The organism is Larkinella rosea (assembly GCF_003858635.1).
Classification (GTDB): Bacteria; Bacteroidota; Bacteroidia; order Cytophagales; family Spirosomataceae; genus Larkinella; species Larkinella rosea.
In genome coordinates this window covers 104871-125840 of record NZ_RQJO01000007.1, presented here as the reverse complement: position 1 = coordinate 125840, position 20970 = coordinate 104871, and the positions used below count along the sequence as shown (strand labels likewise).

At 50.1% G+C, this 20970-nt stretch carries 17 protein-coding genes; 2 read left to right on the top strand and 15 right to left on the bottom strand.

The annotated features are described in order from the left end of the window. From EHT25_RS00840 to EHT25_RS00770, 15 genes are all read right to left on the bottom strand, one after another. The coding region (locus EHT25_RS00840; RefSeq protein WP_185731245.1) for a DUF11 domain-containing protein at positions 1-2386 on the bottom strand (2386 nt) is incomplete at its 3' end. Between the two features lie 720 nt (positions 2387-3106). After that, on the bottom strand, positions 3107-6319 hold the full coding sequence (locus EHT25_RS00835) for a hypothetical protein (protein ID WP_124869212.1): 3213 nt from the start codon (positions 6317-6319) through the stop codon (positions 3107-3109). A gap of 83 nt (positions 6320-6402) precedes the next feature. Next, the gene (locus tag EHT25_RS00830; RefSeq protein WP_124869209.1) at positions 6403-7479 is read right to left on the bottom strand and encodes an NAD(P)/FAD-dependent oxidoreductase; all 1077 of its coding nucleotides are present in this window, start codon (positions 7477-7479) and stop codon (positions 6403-6405) included. Next, positions 7476-8192: a (d)CMP kinase gene (cmk, locus tag EHT25_RS00825; protein WP_124869206.1), complete on the bottom strand. Its 717-nt coding sequence runs from the start codon at positions 8190-8192 to the stop codon at positions 7476-7478. Before cmk ends, EHT25_RS00830 begins: the two co-directional genes overlap by 4 nt. Before the next feature lie 30 nt (positions 8193-8222). Further along, positions 8223-8837: a GNAT family N-acetyltransferase gene (locus EHT25_RS00820; RefSeq protein ID WP_229311389.1), complete on the bottom strand. Its 615-nt coding sequence runs from the start codon at positions 8835-8837 to the stop codon at positions 8223-8225. Between the two features lie 7 nt (positions 8838-8844). Further along, positions 8845-9435, bottom strand: a complete 591-nt coding sequence (locus EHT25_RS00815) for a LutC/YkgG family protein (protein WP_124869203.1) — start codon at positions 9433-9435, stop codon at positions 8845-8847. 91 nt (positions 9436-9526) lie between these two features. Next, positions 9527-10888: a lactate utilization protein B gene (locus EHT25_RS00810; RefSeq protein WP_124869200.1), complete on the bottom strand. Its 1362-nt coding sequence runs from the start codon at positions 10886-10888 to the stop codon at positions 9527-9529. A 5-nt stretch (positions 10889-10893) separates the two neighbouring features. Beyond that, entirely contained in the window at positions 10894-11079 is a 186-nt protein-coding gene (locus EHT25_RS00805) for a DUF8506 family protein (protein ID WP_124869197.1), read from the bottom strand. 11 nt (positions 11080-11090) lie between these two features. Beyond that, positions 11091-11828, bottom strand: coding sequence for a (Fe-S)-binding protein (locus tag EHT25_RS00800; RefSeq protein WP_124869194.1), 738 nt, complete (start codon positions 11826-11828; stop codon positions 11091-11093). A 76-nt stretch (positions 11829-11904) separates the two neighbouring features. Beyond that, on the bottom strand, positions 11905-12687 hold the full coding sequence (locus EHT25_RS00795) for an endonuclease/exonuclease/phosphatase family protein (RefSeq protein ID WP_124869190.1): 783 nt from the start codon (positions 12685-12687) through the stop codon (positions 11905-11907). Positions 12688-12763: 76 nt separating this feature from the next. Beyond that, positions 12764-13090, bottom strand: a complete 327-nt coding sequence (locus tag EHT25_RS00790) for an L-rhamnose mutarotase (RefSeq protein WP_124869187.1) — start codon at positions 13088-13090, stop codon at positions 12764-12766. Positions 13091-13125: 35 nt separating this feature from the next. Further along, positions 13126-14400: an L-fucose:H+ symporter permease gene (gene fucP, locus EHT25_RS00785; RefSeq protein ID WP_124869184.1), complete on the bottom strand. Its 1275-nt coding sequence runs from the start codon at positions 14398-14400 to the stop codon at positions 13126-13128. A gap of 79 nt (positions 14401-14479) precedes the next feature. After that, a complete protein-coding gene (locus EHT25_RS00780) occupies positions 14480-15262 on the bottom strand; it encodes an L-fucose dehydrogenase (RefSeq protein ID WP_124869180.1) in 783 nt (260 codons plus the stop codon). A gap of 95 nt (positions 15263-15357) precedes the next feature. Further along, a complete protein-coding gene (locus EHT25_RS00775) occupies positions 15358-16182 on the bottom strand; it encodes an amidohydrolase family protein (RefSeq protein ID WP_124869176.1) in 825 nt (274 codons plus the stop codon). Positions 16183-16267: 85 nt separating this feature from the next. Beyond that, positions 16268-17122, bottom strand: a complete 855-nt coding sequence (locus EHT25_RS00770; RefSeq protein ID WP_124869174.1) for a fumarylacetoacetate hydrolase family protein — start codon at positions 17120-17122, stop codon at positions 16268-16270. 139 nt (positions 17123-17261) lie between these two features. Between EHT25_RS00770 and EHT25_RS00765 the strand changes: the two genes are divergently transcribed. Both EHT25_RS00765 and EHT25_RS00760 read left to right on the top strand, forming a co-directional pair. Continuing rightward, on the top strand, positions 17262-17507 hold the full coding sequence (locus tag EHT25_RS00765; protein WP_124869171.1) for a hypothetical protein: 246 nt from the start codon (positions 17262-17264) through the stop codon (positions 17505-17507). Positions 17508-17805: 298 nt separating this feature from the next. Next, a complete protein-coding gene (locus tag EHT25_RS00760) occupies positions 17806-20967 on the top strand; it encodes a SusC/RagA family TonB-linked outer membrane protein (protein ID WP_124869168.1) in 3162 nt (1053 codons plus the stop codon). Positions 20968-20970: the final 3 nt, after the last annotated feature.

The following is a 20970-nucleotide window of genomic DNA, read 5'->3' as shown; positions in this document are numbered from 1 at the left end:
CCGCACTCACTGAGGACACCACACTCGCATTCAGAGTACACCCCACCCCACAGGTGCCTACATTCACCGCCACTACCTGCACGGCACTGCACCCGCTGGCGTTGGTCACCACCACCGTATAACTGCCGTTGTTGGATGCACTTGCATTACTGATCACCGGGTTCTGAAGAGTGCTGCTGTAACCGTTGGGGCCTTTCCACCCATAGCTGCCACCTCCCGAGGATGTCAGCTGGATCGACGCCACCCCACTGCTGCACAGCGTGCTGGCCGATACATTGCTCACCACCGGCAAGGGATTGACCACCACACTGATCGTTTTGGTCACACTACAGCCTCCCTCGCTGACCACCACCGTAAACGTGCTGGTCGTGCTCAGACTGCCCGCCGTCACACTGGCCGTATTGCTGGCCGATAAACCCGGACCACTCCATTGATAACTCACCGCTCCGGTATTGCCCGAGGGCGTGGCCGTCAGCGTCACACTGCCCCCCGCACACACCGCACTCACTGAGGACACCACACTCGCATTCAGAGTACACCCGGGGGTGCAGACACCCACATTCACACTGGTCGTCTGAGCCGCACTGCACCCGCTGGCGTTGGTCACCACCACTGTATAACTGCCGTTGTTGGATGCACTTGCATTACTGATCACCGGGTTCTGAAGAGTGCTGCTGTAACCGTTGGGGCCCTTCCACCCATAGCTGCCACCCCCCGAGGAGTTTAGGAAAATTGAGGCTATCCCACCCGTACAAACCGTCGTGGACGAAGCTACTGCTATTGGTATTCCCTGTACCGTCACATTTACAACCGCTGTTCCCGAACAAGTTGGTCCGGTTACTGTAAGTGTATAGTTTCCGTTATGAGTTAATTGCGCGTTCGTGATTACCGGATTTTGTAGGGCTGAAGTAAAATTATTGGGTCCTTTCCAACTGTACGTATTAAAACCGTTAGTTGCTGTCAGGCTGACAGTTGCCCCCACACACACCGTTGGGGGTGAAGCACCCGCTACCGGATTACAAATACAAGCTTTGACAGTCACCGGAGTTGTTACATATTGATTGATACAACCACTTTGACTGAATACCGTTACGGTGTAACTGCCTGTATGCGTCAACATCGCATTATTGACTACCACCATCTGCCCGGTTTCATAAAACCCGTTCGGCCCGGTCCAGATGTATTGATACGGTCCCGTTGCTCCGCTGGCGGTGGCGGATAAACTAAAAGTGCCTCCAACGCAAACGCTATTACTGACCGAAGCGACAATGGTTGGTTTTGGAAGAATGGTCAAACTGGTGATGGCCGTACCGGAACAAATTGCCGCTCCGGTAATCACAACCGTATAGCTGCCGGAGTTAGCGGTTGTCGCGTTGGGAATCGTTGGGCTTTGCAAGGAACTGGTAAAACCGTTCGGACCATACCATCTATACGTCGTTCCGCTATCGGTTGCTGATAAAGTGATTGTTCCGCCTTCGCAAACCGGCGAATTACAAATTGCAACCGGCAATGTTCCCACAATAGCCGTTGCACTGGCTAATGCAGTGCAATTGTTGGCATCCGTTATCTTTACCGTATAGACTCCTGCATTGACAACCGTTGCAACCGGAATAAGCTGATTTTGACCGGTTTTATTAAAACCGTTCGGACCTGTCCAGGCATATTGGTAAGGTGCTGTGCCGCCCTGAGCGGTAACACTCAACACTAATGGACTGGCTTCACACGTTGGATTCGTGATGGCTGTGGCCGAAATCTGACAGCTTGGTCCCGGGATTACCTCGATAGCACAACAGCCGCCCACCGGACAGCTTCCCAACATTCCCGTAAATGAATAAATACCGGGTGATTTTATAACCAGGGTATTTCCGGAAGCCACTGCCAGATTTGCCGGAAAACCACTCTGATCGTTTCGGGTCCATTGAACATCGGTAAGCGGAATGGGAATGGTTACGGTAAATTCGTCACCTTCGTACCATTCGATCGGTACGGAGAAACAAACCGATGCCATATCATCTTCTGAAATATCATGGTTATTGGGTGTCGAGTTCGGGTCTGTTCCCTGACTTGCAATCACTTCAGCCGTATTAAACCAAACTCCTCTTTCAATAACTTTTGCTTTCAGTTCCAGGACTACAGAATCCCCTGCCGCAAGCGAACCAATGTTCCAAGTTCCCGTTGCGGGCGTAAATGCATTGGCACCTTTTAAAACCGTATGCATTGAATATTGTGCGCCCACCGAAAGTTCATCTTTTACGACAACACCAGTAGCTGCCGCATTGCCATCGTTGCCCACAACAACTGTGTAGGAAACGATTTCATTTAATACCGGTTTAGAATTGTTTATTTTTTTGCGAACATACAGATTGGGGTTTTGAGCGACTACCATCCCAACACTGCACAAAAGCAGGATTGTTGTTTGCCATAAACGTCGACCTATTGCACCGGTTATAAAATTGGGAAGTTTAATTTTTAATTGTTTTTGCAAACAATTTTTCACAAATACAAAAGTTGATAGATTGTCCTTCTGGACACACGAATGCCGATTGCCAGCATTCTTCGGGACGTAAATTGTATTCATGGTATGGAGTGGAGTCAAATGGCGGCTGCCGTCCTGTATCGGAGATACGGGGGTAAACAACGGCAGAGCTGATTGGAATGCCGAAAGATCATTTTCCCGGCAATTGTTACCGTGAATCGTAGCTCGTTGAGTGATGCCCGTACGCAAAGTAGATGTTCTTTTCATCTGACGACATTTTATTTCTGTTCCCACTGCTTCCGCCTGTAAACAGCGTGTACCTGTATTTCAGACTTCCCAAACCAATAAAAGTCACTTCATGATAGAAGGATTTCCTTCAAAAGAGAGCGTCTTCCTGCTTATTAAAATGATCCATTGTTATTTATGTCAATCCAATCATACCAATCTCTCGGTTGTGATCTGGATCGCACTTGCAAAAGCACGCACGAAGCAAAGTAAAATTATTGATTGTGCGTACAATTATTGATAGCTAAAATTATGCCACAGCTTGCGAACGATGTAAAAATCTAATGGGATATAAATGCAAAAACCCCGCCATCGGCGGGGTTTCCAATTGGATAATGGGGCAATTTAGAAGTCGTATCCTAATGTGAGGTAAGCAATGGGTTTTCCAACAACGTTATTTTCAACCCCCCAGGCATAATCAAATTTAACATAATAGCCGAACAGCATCGTCCGGGCACCGGCACCATAACCCAGTAGGAATGGGTTTTTGAAATTGGTCACCGTTGCCTGGAATGGATCACCGGCTCCCCCCACCACTTCCGTATTCAGGCTATTCTGACGGCTGAATGGACCTTTTCCCGCCCAGGCCGTTCCAATATCGCTAAACGCAACCAATTGGAAATTCCGGAGGAAATTTGATGTAACGGGTCCCCGGTGCAAATACCGGATAACCGGTAAGCGCAGTTCCGCGTTCCCCAGCATATAACTGGTTCCCGTCAGCTTGCCCAATCGAAAACCCCGTAGCGGTGCTGCCAGATCCAGGAAGAACACGTCGCGGTTGTCCCGGTTTGGTGACAGCAATAACGGGTTATTCGCTTTGGCCTCTTTGACTCCTTCCGAGATCCCGATCCAGTTTTCCATGCCGCCCAAGGTGCTCTTTTTGGGTGCCGGACCAGCCGAGTGGCTACCCGAAAAGCGGAGAGCCAACGTAATATCGCGGTGAATCTTTTGGTAATGCCGGAGGTCGAGTGAAATCCGGTCAAAGCTTCCGGCCCCCCGACGAGCGCCGTTTTCAACTTTCTCGGTTAATCCGATGTAATTTTCGTACCGTATTTTAAAACGGGTTCCCTCAATCATGTTCATGCCATTGAGGGTTGTATTGTCAAAAACGTACTCCGCTTTAGCTCCCGTGTAATCGGACGAACTTCCTCCCACCTGCAGCAAATCCAAATACCGGGTGACGATGTAAAATGGTGCCACCGTAAACCGGCTGTTTACCGAAATGGGATACGAGGCCGAAACCGTTACTTTGTTGAACCGGTATTTTTGGTACTGCCCGGCATCGGAAAAGATGGTTTTTCGGTCAAAACGGGCGCTGTAATCGATTCGGTTGACCAGCTTGTGATATTCCGTAAACAGATCACTGTTTCGTAAATTAGTGGTGATGAACAAACCGGCCCGGATAATGTGGTTTTCCAGCAGGTCATTCATGGTAAGCGACTGGAAATAACCGAAACCGCGAATCGGGTCGATCCGCCAGTCGGAGCTGGCATCACTGGCGACAAACAGCCCCTGGTATTTATAGGGCCCCCGAATGGTCACGTTCTCACGGCGTCGACTGCGTGGTATGGAAACCGAAGCGGTAGTGTTCGTATTCCGTCGCTGCCGGTATTCAATGGATTTGGCTACGTCGCTGTCAAACTCGTAATGATCGGTATCTACCTCGCCCGGATTCAATTTCAAGGCAGAAACAGCGGTTGAATCAGCGGTTTTAGCCGGCGAGCCGGGAGCAGCTCCCGTTATCGTTTTACTTGGTACGACAACTTTAGGGACTTCCTGAATGGTTGCCCGACGCGTCAATGGCAGTTGAATCGCTTGGCTCAAATTGACTCTGGAACGAAAACCAATGACCTCGCTTCCATTTTTTAACTGACTGTACACCATAGCGCCCGATGTCGGGTTCAAATCGTAGCGACGGATGTTCTGGCTAAAAGCGGTAACAATTTCTTTGGTTTTGGTCTCAACATCCAGGCGAGTTAGGTTCCGCACGCCGGTCGCATCGTCAAGGAAATAGATGGTGTTTTCGGCAGATGCCACCGGACGCATCGCAATGCTGAGCGAGTCGGTCAGCCGGGAAACCGCTTCGGCCCGGGGTGTCCCGTCGTGCATAAACAGGCTCAGTTGATTTCGAATGGTTTTGTAACTCCCTTTGTCGACTCCCAACGAATCGATGTGACGGTTTGACGAAAAGACGATTTGCCGCGTGCGACCAATGAACTGCGGGTAAAGGTCGTCGTACAAATCATTGGTTAGTTGCTGCACCGTTCCGCGACCAATGCTGAACAGGTACAGGTCATTTTGTCCCCGGCGGTCGGCGCTAAATACCACACTCGCTCCGTTGTCAGAAGCATCCATATCCACTACCTGACTAACTCCCCGAACAATCATCCGCTGTTTGAGTTTGGGTCGATTGTCTTTGATGTTATATATATATAGGTGTGTTTCTCCCTTTTCTTCGGTTAATACCAGCAAATTGTCCCGCTGCCAGGTGACTAGTGGAGAAGCCAGTTTGACGGGCGACTCGTCCTGTTTATACCCGCCTTTCCGAATTAAATGCTTCTTTTGAGTCTGCGTATTGACGATCGCAATCTCGAATTTACCCCGCCAGGCGGTCGCATAGGCATAATGGTTCTGATCGGGACTCAGTTTCAGGCTGGTCAATTGCGACGGTTCTTTCAGGCTCGAAACCGTCAGTTGAAAATTATCCTCTCCCGGTCGGTAAGCTTCGACGACCGGTTTTGCCATTGACGAATAATATTCCCGCCATTCGCGCAAAAACCGGGAATACGGAACGCCCAGCGTGCTGGCAATACTGTTTTGCTCATTCCGAATGATGCGGGTCAAGTTCAGAATATTGGAAATGTTATCTTTTCCATACCGCTCGGCGATGTAATTCCAGATGGAATGCCCCACATACATGGCCTCTTCGCCCACCAGGGTAGACGGTTTACGAACCGGGCGCGTCAACGCCACATCACGCATGTAATCGTCGAGTTCCACGCTCCACCCATCGGCAATATACGAGGCAATACCAGGCATATACCATTCGGGCAACGACAGTAGCAGTGAGCTCTGTAGCGCGTCCTTCAGACTTCCGCCATACAACATATCGTACACAAAAAGCAGCGAAACCTCCCGGATCAATTGTTTCCGAAAACTGATCTGATCACCCGTAAACGCCAATTCCAGCCGGGATTTGGACAAACTGAGCTCCTTGTAATTTGTTCCGCTGGGGGCACTCAGACCAATATTGCTTTGGGCAAGCTCCTGAGGAGAGTTGTAAATAAAGACTTTGATGCGGTTATAGGGTGTATAACCCAATATCTCGGTGATCCGATCAAAGTCCGTCTCGGCATATTGCGCCGTCAGATTGGCGATCTGGTTGCCGTCCTGATAAAAGTAAATTTCAAAATTGGAAGTCTTGATTACCTTCCAGTCAAACTTCCGGTATTGGATGCGGTTTCTTCCAAATTGCTCCTGTGAAGGGTAGTTCTGGGCTACGGCTTCAGTAATAACCAGTAACAATCCGGCCAGGCAGAGTACAAATTGCTTACTCATAAGTGACGCTACTTTTATGCTATGTTTCGGGCTTGACATCCAACGAAGTGGAGCAATGACAACAAAAAGAGTTGAATCAAACCCTAAACGACATTTTTTCCACTGTAATATAACGAAAAGGTGCGCTCAATATTCACCTCCGGGTCTAATTCTTTCCGACCTTCCAGAAAGTCGGCGAACTGGTCGGCAAAAAAGGGGGCCAGGGATACGCCCTTGGTACCCAAACCGTTGAAAATTCCGACTGCCGATTCAACCGGATGCAAACCGATCAACGGCCGCCGATCCTTCGTTGCCGGACGAATACCAACTGCCTGCCCAACTACCTCATACGGCACTTTCAACAAACCATGTAATTTTTGTATTAAAAACGCTTTTCCATCCTCCGTTGTTTGCCAATCGATATCATGCCAGGTGTAGGTTGCCCCAATTCGGTAAAGATTTGATTCAACGGGCATTATGAACACGCCCTGATTGACGATATTGGTGATGGGATATCGGTCCATCCGGACCTCCAGCAGCTGTCCTTTTACCGGATTATACGGTAGCCAATCGAAAAACGGATTTTCGCGGGCGTGCGGGCCTTCACAGCAAATTAGTTTACCAAACGACTGTCCCCGCCATAAAACCCCCTCTTCGCGGACCTCCAGTTCTTTAAAATCAAAATCCGTTTCAACAAATTGCGATCTTGCCCGAAAAAAACCCCGAATGGATTCTAAAAAAACCGGTACGTCTACCCAACCCGCCTGCGTGACCTCCAGGCCGCCAAATGGATTATGGATGTATGGCCGATACGACTGGTTATCCACCCATTCATTCACATACGGCTGAATGGCCGGGTCTGCGGTCAGGGCCAGATAGGTATTTTGTTCTTCGACCGAACGATAAGGCCGGTAAATAGTGGTGGTATGTAAAAACCGGATGCCAAGCTCCTGCTCCAAGCTTCCGTAGAATGTCTTTAGAAAAGGAAATAATTGATCGGCTTTCCAGGTTCGGACGAGTTTCTTACCCGTCAACGGATTAAAAATTCCGGCAGCCGCCAGCGAGGCCGACGGTCGCTTGGGAGAATTGACCAGTACCACCTTTTTACCCCGCTGGTGTAAGGTCCAGGCCAGCACGGAACCCGCAATCCCTTGTCCGACAATCAGGTAATCAGCGGTCATGCAATGATGGGTTTGAAGTGCCCTTTGCGGTGAAGGCTGGAGATTTTTTCGTCAGCCTGCTGAATAACCCAATCGATCTGCTCGTCCAGCGTTAGATAGGATGTATCGAGTTCAATGGCGTCCTCTGCCTTCCGTAGCGGACCTTCACTCCGATTGCTGTCAATGAAATCCCGCTTTTTCAGGTTCTCGAGAATAACATCCAGCCCAATCATTTCGCCTTTTTGCAGCAATTCGATCTGACGGCGCTGCGCCCGGATCACCGCGTCGGCCGTCATAAACACTTTCAGCTCGGCGTCTGGAAATACCTTCGTTCCAATATCCCGGCCATCCATAACCACCCCTCTCCGACGGCCCAGTTTCTGCTGCTGGGCCACCATTGCATACCGCACTTCCGGAATCGCACTGACTTCACTGACGATATTGGAAATATACATTTTCCGAATTTCCTCTTCAACATTCAATCCGTTCAGACACGTTTCGTTCCGACCGGTTTTCGGGTTGAAATTAAAGGTGATATGAATATGCGGCAGGGCATCCAAAACCGCTTTCGGATTTGTTAGGGCGATGTGGTTCTCCAGAAAATACAACGTGACGGATCGATACATGGCGCCCGTATCAATGTAAGCGTAACCCATTCGGGCTGCAACCTGCTTGGCCGTCGTACTTTTTCCGCAGCTGGAGAAGCCGTCGATGGCAATTACAATTTTTGGCATGATTGCAAAGAAACAACTTTCCGGGAAACCCTACTGCTTTCCGGCGAGGGAAATACGCCCCTGCCGGGCAACAAATTCTTCGCGGAGGATCGCAAATATATGTTCGTCGAGGTATTGATTGTTCTTGATGGCGGCTTTTTTCAGGACGGCTTCGGGCCGAAATCCGGCCTGTTCCAACACCCGCATGGATACGCTGTTGCCTTCCAGCACGCAGCCAAACAGACGGTTTACCTGAAAATTGGTAAAGATATAATTGACCATCGCCGGAAGCACTTCGGTCATGATCCCCTGCCCCCAATGCGACTCCCCCAGCCAGTAACCGATTTCGGCGTTGTGGCGGTAAATATCTTCCTTAATCGTAAACCCGACGTTTCCAACCGCTTTTCCGCCAATGTCGATGGCCAGATTGACCGGTTGCTGATAGGAGCGATTCATTCGAATCCAGGAGCTGGCATCGCGCACGGTGTAGGGATGCGGAAAAAAATCACGGACCCGGTCCCAGATTTTCCGATTGTTGGCCTGCTCGGATAACGAAAATTCATCGCCATCGCGCCAGGACCGCAGAGTGCAGGTATCTAGATAAATGGTTGCCACGTTGCTGCCCGTTTTCGCCCAATATACGGTTTTTACAATATGGCCTTTCACTTTTTAGTTATGAATTTTGTAACAATACGACCGAAAGGCTCCGCGCGCCATGGGCCCCAATGACCAGCGACTGTTCGATGTCTGCCGTTTTCGAGGGACCGGCAATAAATACCCCAAAACCGGACTCCCCCACTTTCAATCGTTCATAGGCGTCGTGCAGGTTCGGAACGATATCGGATGCGTTCAGAATCAGAACCAGATGCTGGCAGATAAAGGGCAAAACCCGGTGGCCGCCCCGCTCCTCCGGCACCCAGATGGCGGAGTTTTCAGCCACACCGAATACGCCCTGAACAATAGCCAGATCGACAGTTTCCAGTTGATGCGGATCAACGACGTCCCATTCGGTGGTGGCCAGATGAGAAAGCGCGGGCACCTTGCTCACGATTCTGGGTAAGTCGCTGTAAGTCTGGCGAATGTATTTTTCAGCTTCTTCATAATCCGCTACCAATACCGGTAATCCGCCAATAAACCGGAGAATTTCTGAAAACTTAGCGACCAAATCCGGATAATCCGATTGGAAAGTGGCTACCTCCGGCAACGGTTGATACGCCGGTTTGTTCTGGCCAATGGCAGCAAGAATACGTTCGCGACTGTTCATTTTTGAAATGAAAAATGAACAATGAATAATGAAGCGTCAAAACAGGCCAGTTACCTCTTTTAATTACTCATTATTCATTGTTCATTGTTAATTATTTCTTCTCTCTATTGACATACCATTCCCGGAAACTTTCCTTGGGCGGCTCGGGCATTTCGCGCTGTTTGTACCACGGGTTGAGCGGATTTGATACCGAAAATGGTGCCAGACGCATCAGGGTCCGACCCGCTTTTCCGGAGAAACGGAAAAGTTTCGGATTGCTCAACACGCTCGCCATCAGTTTCATCCCCTGCTTTTTCGTGCTATCGACATAGCCCTCAGCCGCCAGCACCTGCCGCCATTTATAGAGCTGATCGTGAATATCGATCTTGACCGGGCACACGTTGGAACAGGAACCGCAGAGTGTTGAGGCAAACGGCAAATCGGCATTTTTCCGCATGTCCAGATTGGGAGCCAGAATGGAACCGATCGGGCCGGCAACGGCATTGTGGTAACTGTGTCCGCCACTCCGGCGGTAAACCGGGCAGGTGTTCATGCAGGCACCACACCGGATGCACTTGAGCGAATTCCGAAAATCCGGGCGGCCCAATTGCGTCGTCCGACCATTATCGACGATAATAATGTGCATCGTCTGTCCCTGACGCGGCCGGTGAAAATGACTGGAATAGGTTGTAATGGGCTGACCGGTGGCGCTTCGGGCCAAAAGCCGCAGGAATACACCAAGGTGCCGGGCTTTCGGAATGATTTTTTCGATGCCCATGCTGGCAATGTGGACGTCGGCCAGGTGAGCGCCCATGTCGGCGTTTCCTTCGTTCGTGCAAACCACAAAACCGCCCGTTTCGGCCACGGCAAAATTGACCCCCGTGAGGGCAGCCCGACGCGTCATGAATTTTTCGCGCAGGTGTTGGCGGGCCGCTTCGGCGAGGTATTTGGGATCCGATGCGCCTTTTTCCGTCCCGAGGTGTTCGTGAAATAACTCTCCGATTTCTTCTTTTTTCCAGTGAATACAGGGCATGACGATGTGGCTGGGCGGTTCATTGGCGAGTTGCACAACGCGCTCTCCCAAATCCGTATCGACCACATCGACACCTTTTTCAATCAGAAATTCGTTCAGGTGGCATTCCTCCGTCAACATTGACTTGCTCTTGACCATCTGAGTAGCACCGGTTTCTTTCAGAATCTGCAACACAATCTCGTTGTGCTCATGCCCATCGGCGGCCCAGTGAACTTTCACGCCGTTTTTGAGGGCATTCTGCTCAAATTCAAGAAGGTATTCATCCAGATTGGACAAGGCATTGTGCTTGATTCGGGAACCGGCTTCGCGCAGTGCCTCCCATTCCGGAATTTGAAAAACCGCTTTGTCGCGTTTTTCGCGCACAAACCACAGGGTTTTATCGTGCCAGGTGGTTCGATCAACGTCTTTTGTAAATTTCTCGGCAGCCTCGGAGTGATTCATCGTTTTTAAAGATCACGGGCTTTCACCCGAACAGGTTTACCATTGCGGGCTATCACCAATTCTTCATCTTTTTTTTTAGTCTTTTCAATAACGTGCTGAACAGCCCGGCGCATTCCTTCCTGAAGTTTTTCGTTTTCTGGTGTGATCGTGACTTTGCCTAAAGTGGGTATTTTCACATTAAACAAATCCATTTTCACAGCGATTACGCCTGATTCAATATTTCGGCAATGTGCATCACTTTCACCGGATACTTATTCCTTCGAACGATTCCCTCCAGGTGCATCAGACACGACATATCCCCACCGGTCAGTACTTCGGCCCCGTTGCGCACGTGGTCTTCCACGCGATCAACACCCATGCGCGCCGAAACCGCTTCTTCAAAGACGCAGAACGTTCCGCCAAAACCGCAGCACTCGTCTTTCCGCTCCAGGTTGATCAGTTCCAGTTCATCGACCATGTTCAACAGCTTTTCCGGCTTGGAATACGGCGCAGCAACCAGTTCCGACATCTGGGAAAGATGCAATCCGCGCTGCCCGTGGCAACTCTGGTGCAAACCCACCTTGTACGGAAACCGGGCCGGTAGTTGCTCCACTTTCAGGACATCGGTCAAAAATTCGGTTAATTCGTAAATATGGTTTCGGATGTGCGTCGCATCATTTTCCCGCTTTTCCGAATGCAGGTGATGTTTAACATGTAACGCACAACTTCCTGACGGACAAATAATTGCATCGAAACTTCCGCCAAAATTCTCTACAAACAGTTCATTGCAATCCTGCGCCAGGTTCTCAAAACCCGAATTGGCCATTGGCTGACCGCAGCAGGTCTGGTTAAGCGGATACGTCACCGTACAACCCAGTTTTTCGAGAAGCTGGAGCGTTGCAATGCCAACTTTCGGGTAGAACTGGTCGACATAGCACGGCAAAAAAAGAGCAACTTTCATTTTCTAGTGAGCAGTTTACATCGGGCGGTTTAGACTGATAACAACTGGATCAATTTTTCCGTTGTCCGGAAACCAGTTACTTTCCGCTTTTTTTGGGTTTTCGAAAACGATACGTCGCCAAAACCGGCAGATGGTCCGACAATTTAGGAACATTCAACACCCGGTATCGCGTCAACTCCAACTCGCTTTTTTTCAGACTCAGCACATAATCGATCCGCGCCCCCGTACCCACCAGCGTGGATGTGTGGGAATCTTTTCCGGCATCGACCCAGTGATCCATGAGTTTTTCAACCTCCGGATCGTCCGGATCAGTATTAAAATCACCGCACCATAAAACGGGCTGAATGCTGTTTTCCAAGGTTTTATCAACAAACGTCAATTGGAGATTCCGGTTCAACGGCGATTCGCTGTCGAGGTGCGCATTGCAAAACCGGATTGTCTTCCCGTTCGGCATTTCGACATACGCACACAGCAAAATCCGTTGTTCGGTTTTATCCGGATTTGGTAACATCATTTTCTGGCTGGCAATGATAGGGTACTTCGACAAGATAGCTGTCCCGTACTTACCTCCTTGAAAATCGATGGCTTTGCCGAAAAGAGGATACATGGAAGTCAACCGCGCCAGTTGGCCCAGATGATCCTGTTTACGGCTGCGGACAGTCACACTGTCTACTTCCTGCAGGGCAACGATGTCGGGACTGTATTCCCGAATCAATCGACCAATCTGAACAATGGTATTGTGTTCTGACGTATTGGTGCCGTGATGGATGTTGTATGTTAATATGGTAAGAGTGGATTGAGCCGTCGTTTCCTGAAAAAATCCAATACATAGCAGGACAAGAAAAAGACATTCACGCATACATTCGCAACGGTTGATTTTCGTCAAAAATACGTACAATTCCTGTTTCTGACAGATTTCGAACCACTTCGCGACCTCATAGTTTAAAAATGTTCTTCATCAACAGCCATTTTTCGCCCGGTTTTGCCATAGGCAGGGCCTGCTGATACGTCCACATCAGGTTTTCCCATTCCTGAACTTTCGGGTTTTCAGCGTCCATTTCCGCCTTTTTATCAAACGAAAAGGTCTCATCGGTTTCCATGATCATGTAAAGCCGGTTGCCGATTCGGTAAATTTCCATTTCAGTAATGCCAGCCGTCCGGATGCTTTCCTCAATTTCAGGCCGCAATTTTTCGTGGTACTTCTCGTATTCGGCAATCAAAACCGGATCGTCGACGAGGTCAAGGGCGAAGCAGTAGCGCATAGTTTTTAATTGTGAATGAGCAATTGCTTATTCACTCATTCATTGATTTGCGGTTTGTATCCTTTCCAGCCATAATACGCTACAACCAGGAAGCAGAGCAGCGGGACAATGTAAGCGACTTTGATATTGCTTTGATCGGAAATGAATCCCATGGCGACCGGAAACAAAGCGCCACCGGCAATGGCCATCACGAGAAGCGAAGAGCCTAACTCCGTATCTTCTTCCAGGCGATTGATTCCCAGCGAAAAAATGGTTGCGAACATGATCGATTCGAAAAAGGGAACCGCAAAAATGGCCCAAACCGCTATTTCGGATTTCATGGTCATCGCCACCAGCAGCAACAGCACACTGATGAGCGAGTAGATGGTGAGCAGCCGATTGGCCGGTATAAACCGCATGAGATACGTCCCGATAAAACGTCCGATCAGAAAGCCGAGCATGGCCCAACCCAGCCATTCAGCCGCGGTTTTTTCGGGTACATCGCTGGAAAATTTAGCAAACCGGATAAAAAAGCTGGTTACGCAAACTTGTGCCCCGACGTAAAAAAATTGGGCAATGACGCCCAGTCGCAAATGCCGGTGCCGAAATACGGAGCCCAGCGACGAGGGAGCTTTTTTCTCCTTTTCGCTGATGTCCGGCAGTTTCGTGAACATAAACAGGGCAGCTACGGCTACCACCACCAGGCCGATAACGACATACGGCATTTTGACCTGATTGGCTTCGTATTGCAGGTACGTATTGAGTTGCTCGGCCGACATGGCCGTCAGTTCAGCTTCGGAATGTTCGATGCCGCTCAGAATCACTTTTCCGCCCACAACCGGGGCCAGAAACGCACCCAACCCATTGAACGACTGGCTGAAATTGAGACGGGTTGTTGCGGTAGCCGGGTTTCCTAAAATAGTTACGTACGGATTGGCCGCCGTTTCCAGAAACGCACAGCCCGACGCAATGATGAATAAAGCCGCCAGAAAAAAACCGTACATCCGCGTATCGGCCGCCGGAACGAACAGAAAAGCGCCCGCTGCGTACATGAGCAACCCGGCAATAATGCCCCGCTGATAACCATACTTTTTCATGACATACCCGGCAGGCAACGCCATGATGAAATACCCCAAATAAACCGCCGAGTCAATCAAGGCCGACTGTAAATCAGTTAGTTGGCAGGCTTTTTTAAGGTGAGGAATCAGAATGGGCTCCAGATTATGGACGAATGCCCACAGGAAAAACAAGCTCGTCACCAGCGCAAATGCCAGTGCATAACCGCGTGTACCCGTGGAGTGGGCGGTAGATGTAGTCGGTACGGATGCCATGAAAAATCAGGGGATTAGGATGTCTGTATTTGCCTGCGATGTATTGCACGGTGAAGCACTCAATCACGTTTAAAATTGGTTACGTCAATGCCCGATCTAAATGCACGTATCCCCCATCGACATAGATCAATTGCCCCGTCGTATGGCTGGATTTATCGGACAGCAAAAAGACCACCATGTTGGCGATTTCTTCCGGTGTGGTCATCCGTTTTTCGAGCGGTATTTTTGATACAATACTGTCCAGTTTCTCCTGCGGATTATCAAACGTCTTGATCCAGTTTTCGTACAAGGGTGTCCAGGATTCCGATACCACAACGGCGTTGACCCGGATGCTGTACGGCAGTAATTCAACCGCCCATTCGCGGGTCAAGGCATTCCGACCGCCGTTAGCCGCAGCATAGGCCGAGGTATTTCCCTGACCGGTTTCGGCGGTTTTGGACGTAATATTGACAATCGCTCCTTTGGATTCTTTCAAAGCGGGCAAGGCGTGGTGGGCCAGCAAATAATAATGAACCATATTTTTATGCAACGACTGCATAAACCGCTCATAATCACCCTTTTCAAGCCCTACACCGTCATTAACGCCCGCATTGTTCACCAGGCCATCGATCCGGCCAAACTGCGCCAGCGTCTGCTCAACGGCTTTTTTACATTCTTCCGGTTTGGTTAGTTCAGCAGCGACCTGAAACGCTTTGCCACCCGATGCAGTAATGGCCGACACGACCTTCTGGTTGTCCGCTTCATTCCGCCCGATAATAACCGGAATGGCCCCTTCGGCAGCCAGCACGGTCGAGATTCCCTCGCCAATGCCCTTCGCTCCGCCCGAAACGATGATTATTTTGTCTTGTAGGTTCAGGTTCATAATGTATCCACGGACTTTAGTCCGTGATTTTAAATTCATGTGGGTCAACAATTCCGGAAACTTTACGGATTTAAGCGTAGCTCCGGCCGTAATTACTATAAACTATAAAACTTAACGGCGTTGCCGCCAAACACTTTCTGCCGGACTTCTTCGCCCCACGGTTTTACGTAGTCCTCGACAATGCTTTTCATCTGGTCGTATTCCGCGGCAACGAGACAAACCGGCCAGTCGGAGCCAAAAGCAATCCGTTCGGGGCCAAACTGTTCGAAAACCACATCCAGATACGGTCGAAAATCATCCGGTTTCCAATTGTGCCAATCTGCTTCCGTCACCATTCCCGATACTTTGCAATACACGTTCGGACTTTTGGCAATTTCGGTCAGGTAATTCGACCAGGTATTGATCTTATTCTCCTTTATATACGGCTTGGCGAGGTGATCGATGATGAACGAGACTTCGGGAACCGTCCGCACCAGATGCAGGGCAGCTTTCAGTTGATTGGGGTAGATCAGAATGTCGTACGTCAGGTCAAAAGCCGCCAATTGCCGAACACCGCGAATGAATTCCGGGCGCATCATAAAGTCTTCCGGTTCGCCCTGCACAACGTGCCGAAATCCTTTCAGCTCCTCAAACTGCGAGAAAAACTCCAGCCGTTCGTAGAGGTTTTCGGCCCGCAAATCAACCCAGCCCACCACCCCTTTGACGAAGGAATAGGCTTCGGCCATTTGAAGCAAAAACAAGGTTTCAGATTCCGACTGATCAGCCTGAACGGCCACGCAGCCATCGATTCCATTCTGTTTCAAAACCGGTTCCAGATCAGCAGGCAAAAAATCCCGGCGAATTCGCTGCATGTCTTCCGTAATCCAACTGTCCCGCTCCGGATTGTAGAACCAGAAATGCTGGTGAGAATCAATTGTCATGTTTTTATTAATTAGAATGAACAATTAAAAATGAACAATGAACCCGCACCGAAAGGCTGTTCATTGTTCATTTTTAATTGTTCATTTAACTATAAGCCAGTGCGGTTTGCTTTTGAGTTCCGAGTCCTTCAATGCCGAGTTCGACAACGTCGCCGGGTTTGAGAAACCGCTGCGGTTTAAGGCCCATGCCGACGCCGGAGGGGGTTCCCGTTGAGATGACGTCGCCGGGAAGCAGCGTCATGAACTGGCTGATGTAACTGACCAAGGTCGGAACGTCAAAAATCATGTCGTCCGTGTTGGAGTCCTGAAGTAATTCGCCATTGACCCGCAGCCAGAGACCTAATTTATTGGGGTTAGGCACTTCGTCTTTCGTGACCATAAACGGCCCGAGGGGTGCAAAGGTATCGGCACTTTTGCCTTTCACCCACTGACCACCGCGTTCGAGCTGGAACGCCCGCTCACTGTAATCATTGTGAACCGCATAGCCTGCGATGTATTCGAAAGCATCTTCTTTGGAAACATAAGTGGCTTTTTTACCGATCACAATGGCCAATTCCACTTCCCAGTCTGTTTTTTCGGACTTTTTCGGAATCACGACACTGTCATCAGGGCCTACCAGAGCGGTTGTGGATTTAAAGAACAAAATGGGTTCGGCAGGAACCGGGGCATTGGTTTCGGCAGCATGTTTGGCGTAGTTCAACCCAACGCAGACGATCTTGGAAGGTCGTTTGATACACGACGCCCGACGAACGCTACCCGACACATTGGGGCAACTTGCGGCATTGGTTTCCAACCAGTTAGCCAGTTTCTCCAAACCGTTGGTTGCAAAGAACGTTTCGTCATAATCTTGTCCAAAAGCCGATACATCGAGGCTGCCTCCTGAAGGCAGCATGACACCTGGGCGCTCGTTTTCCGGCGAGCCAAAGCGGAATAGTTTCATTATGGAGGGTTTACTTTTTTGAATAAAGAGAAAAACCGGTGGCTTATAACCTTGTGCGCAAAAATAAAGTGTAGGAACCGGATTCTAACAGTCGCGGTGAAATCTTATTATATTTGTAAATATGGATGTCGAATAGCCCATGACGCCCATCGATGACTTACTGAAAGCACCTAATCTGCGCGAATGGCTGGATGAACTTGAAAATTCCTGGCAGGAAGAGCAACGTCGCCGTCATCAATTCTGGGCGGACGTAGATGAATCTCAGAAAGTCGAATTTATTTTGGGCGAAATCGTCCATCATTCACCGGTTTACGGTCGGCACTGGATGGCTTCGACGAATCTTTTGGGCTACCTGATTCCGTATGTTCGAGCAATACCTACGTAATGGAAATGTTATCGAACTGGCGCAAAAATTAAAAGACGGTTTTCTGGAATCAGAAGTCGTGAGCGGTTTTCGAATAAACCTCAGGGAAAATCTCTTTTTGTAACGATTAAACCAGCTGCGAAAAGAGTGATTATTGTTCATTGCCGGTATTTCCCCCGTTTTGCCCCAAAAGAAGTATCCCCCGTTGCACTCATCTCATTTTCAACAGGACCTTTAACGGAAGCGGCTTTCTCATTTGTGAAAGTTGAGGAGAATGTTGAAATTATGACCAAATCTAACCACTTTTTTCTGCCACCGTATGAAAAAGATCTATTTGATCCGCTATCATTGCATCGGGCTCCTTCTCGCCATTCTGAGTTTTTCGGATGTTGCTTTAGCCCAGAATCAGCGCTACACACTAACCGGCCGCGTCACCGACGCAAATGCTCAGGGCCTGCCCGGGGTAACCGTCGTCATTGTCGGAACCACCATCGGTTCGGCTACCGATGAAAACGGAAATTATTCGTTTGGAGTGTCGCTCCCAACCGGAACCTATGCCCTCAATTTCAGTTTTATTGGCTATGCGCCCATCCGGCAAACCATTACACTGGGTAGTCAGCCAACGATCACAACCAATGCTTCCCTGAAAGAAGACGCCATGAATCTGGACGAAGTGGTGGCCACAGGCTCCACCACCCAAACCTCCCGGCGCGAACTCGGCAACGCCATCAGTACGATTCGGGCCGAAAGCCTGTCCCAAACCGGTACGGGTGGTTTGCTCAACAGCTTGCAGGGGAAAGTGCCCGGTGCCCAGATCACCCAAAATTCCGGCGACCCGTCGGGCGGCATTTCGGTTCGGTTACGCGGAATTAAATCCCTGACCGGCTCTTCGGACCCGCTTTACGTCGTCGATGGGGTCATTGTCAGCAATGCCAGCACCAACGTATCCCAGTTGGCAGTCGGCAATCAAATCGGCCAGGCCAATCCGAGCCAAAACCGGTTGGCGGACATCAATCCCGCCGACATTGCTACCGTCAACGTGTTAAATGGTGCAGCGGCCGCGGCTCAATATGGTTCGCGGGCGGCAAATGGTGTGGTTCTCATCACAACTAAGCGGGGGAATACCGGCGCACCGCGCGTCACCTTTTCGACGAGTTTCAACATCAACGAACTGCGTAAGAAAGTATACATCACCAAGTACCCCAAGCAATTCGGTTTTGCCGATCTGCGACTGCACACCATCGGCGCTCCGACTGCTGCGCAGCTCGCGGCTAACCCCGGCGTTACAACCACGCCCGTCGTGCGGGACGGAACGACCACCAACCTGGCGTCCAACCTGGTCGATGTGACGCGCTACGATTATTTTGACGAAATATTCCGCACCGGCACCGGCACCGACAACTCCATTTCGGTTTCCGGTGGCCGCGAAAACACGCAATACTACGTTTCATTCGGCTTTTTATCCAACCAGGGCATCCTGAAAGGCACGGATTTCCAGCGATATAACCTCCGCGCCCGTCTCGATCAACGGTTGACGAATTGGGCCAAAATGACCGCCGGACTGAGTTACAGCAACAGTTTTTCCAACGAGAAACCCAACGGTAACGTGTTTTACAGCCCGATCAACTCGGTTACGATCACCAACAACATCTGGGACATCACCAAACGGGATGCGGCCGGAAACCTGCTGGCCGTTGAGCCGACGCGGGTCAACCCGCTGTCGACCATCGAAGATATGCGCTCGACGCAAAGCACCAACCGCACGATTGGCGATGTTCAGTTGAATCTAACTCCGGTCAAAGGGTTGAGCGTCGACTGGATTCTGGGTGTCGATTCCTACTCGCAGGTGGGTCAAAATTACATCCGGCCTTATCCTTACCAGGCCGCTGCCGGTTTGCCGCTGGAACGGTATCCGGCCGGTTTTGCCGCAACGGCCAACAACCAGGTGATGCTGCTCAACTCGGATTTCAACGTGTCGTACGAGCGGCAGTTCAACGAAAATTTCAAACTGAATGCCATTGCCGGTTTTAACTACCAGTACAGTCAGCAGGATTTATCGGTAGCCAATGGGCAGAATCTCGCTCCTTTCATCGAAACCGTCAGCGGGGCTGCCAGCACCACCGTTCAGGCCACTTACACCCCCGATCGGTATAACCTGAGCGGTTATTTTGGTCAGGCAACCCTCGGTTTTAAAAACCTGGCCTTCCTGACGGCGGCCGTTCGGCGCGATCGCTCCTCGAAATTTTCACCCTCCGAAACCAACCAGATTTACCCCAAATTCAGCGGTTCCTTCGTCGTATCGGATTTGAATTTCTGGAAAGATGTTTCGTTTAACAACGTCTGGAACGGATTGAAACTTCGCGCGTCCTACGGCGAATCCGGTAACTTATCCGGTTTGGGTACCTACAGCCGGTTCTGGCAGTTTTCACCCACTCCTTTCCTCGGAAAAAATACCATTATTCCGAATGGTGTTTTGGCCAATCCGCGCGTTCGTCCGGAACGGATGGCCGAACTGGAAGGGGGTGCCGATTTGTCCTTCTTCAACAACCGACTCAATGTAACGGCGACGGTTTATCACCAGAAAATCAACGACCTGGTCGTAAACCGGGTCCTTGCTCCCTCCTACGGCGGTACGAACATCGTGAACAACGTCGGAAAGATGGAAAACCGGGGTTTCGAACTCGCGCTGGATGTGACACCAATCAAAAATAAGGACTGGAGCTGGGATTTCTCCCTGCTGTATAACCGAAACCGCAATAAAGTCCTCGAACTGGGTAGCCCGGTTATCAACATCGGAACCGCAGCCGGTTCCGTTTATTTGCTGAAAGGCCAACCGGCGGGTGTTTTTTACGGGACGACTTACGCCCGAAATCCCGACGGTTCGCTGTTGTTGACGGCGCAGGGATTTTCGCAGGTTGAGCGCGGAACGCAAACGGCCGGATCGGTCGATTACGTAGTGGATCATACCGGCCCCGATGGGCAACCAAAAGGAACGCCGGTCAGTGCGGTTATTGGAAACCCGAACCCCAAGTGGACTGGCTCGTTCTCCAGCAATCTGGCCTACAAAAAGCTGTCGCTGCGCATTTTGCTTGATGCCGTTCAAGGCTTCGATGTCTATAATGCGGATAAAAGAACCCGTCAGGGCGTCGGAATTGGCGATTACGCCGAGAAAGAGCTGAAAGGTGAATTGCCCCGTGGTTACATTTTCTCGATTTACAACACCGAAGCCTGGCGCATCGACGACGGTTCCTTTGTCAAACTTCGGGAGCTTTCACTAAGCTATAAACTGCCTGCTCTGGTCAAAAACATGAGCAATTTCAGCATTGCCCTGATTGGTCGGAACCTGATTTCCTGGGATAAATACCCCGGTTTTGATCCCGAAACCAACGCGGGCGGAACGTCGGATCTGGTGCGGGGACTCGATTTTGGTAACGTACCCATTCCGAGAACCTACCAGGTACAGCTTTCCGCGACGTTTTAATCA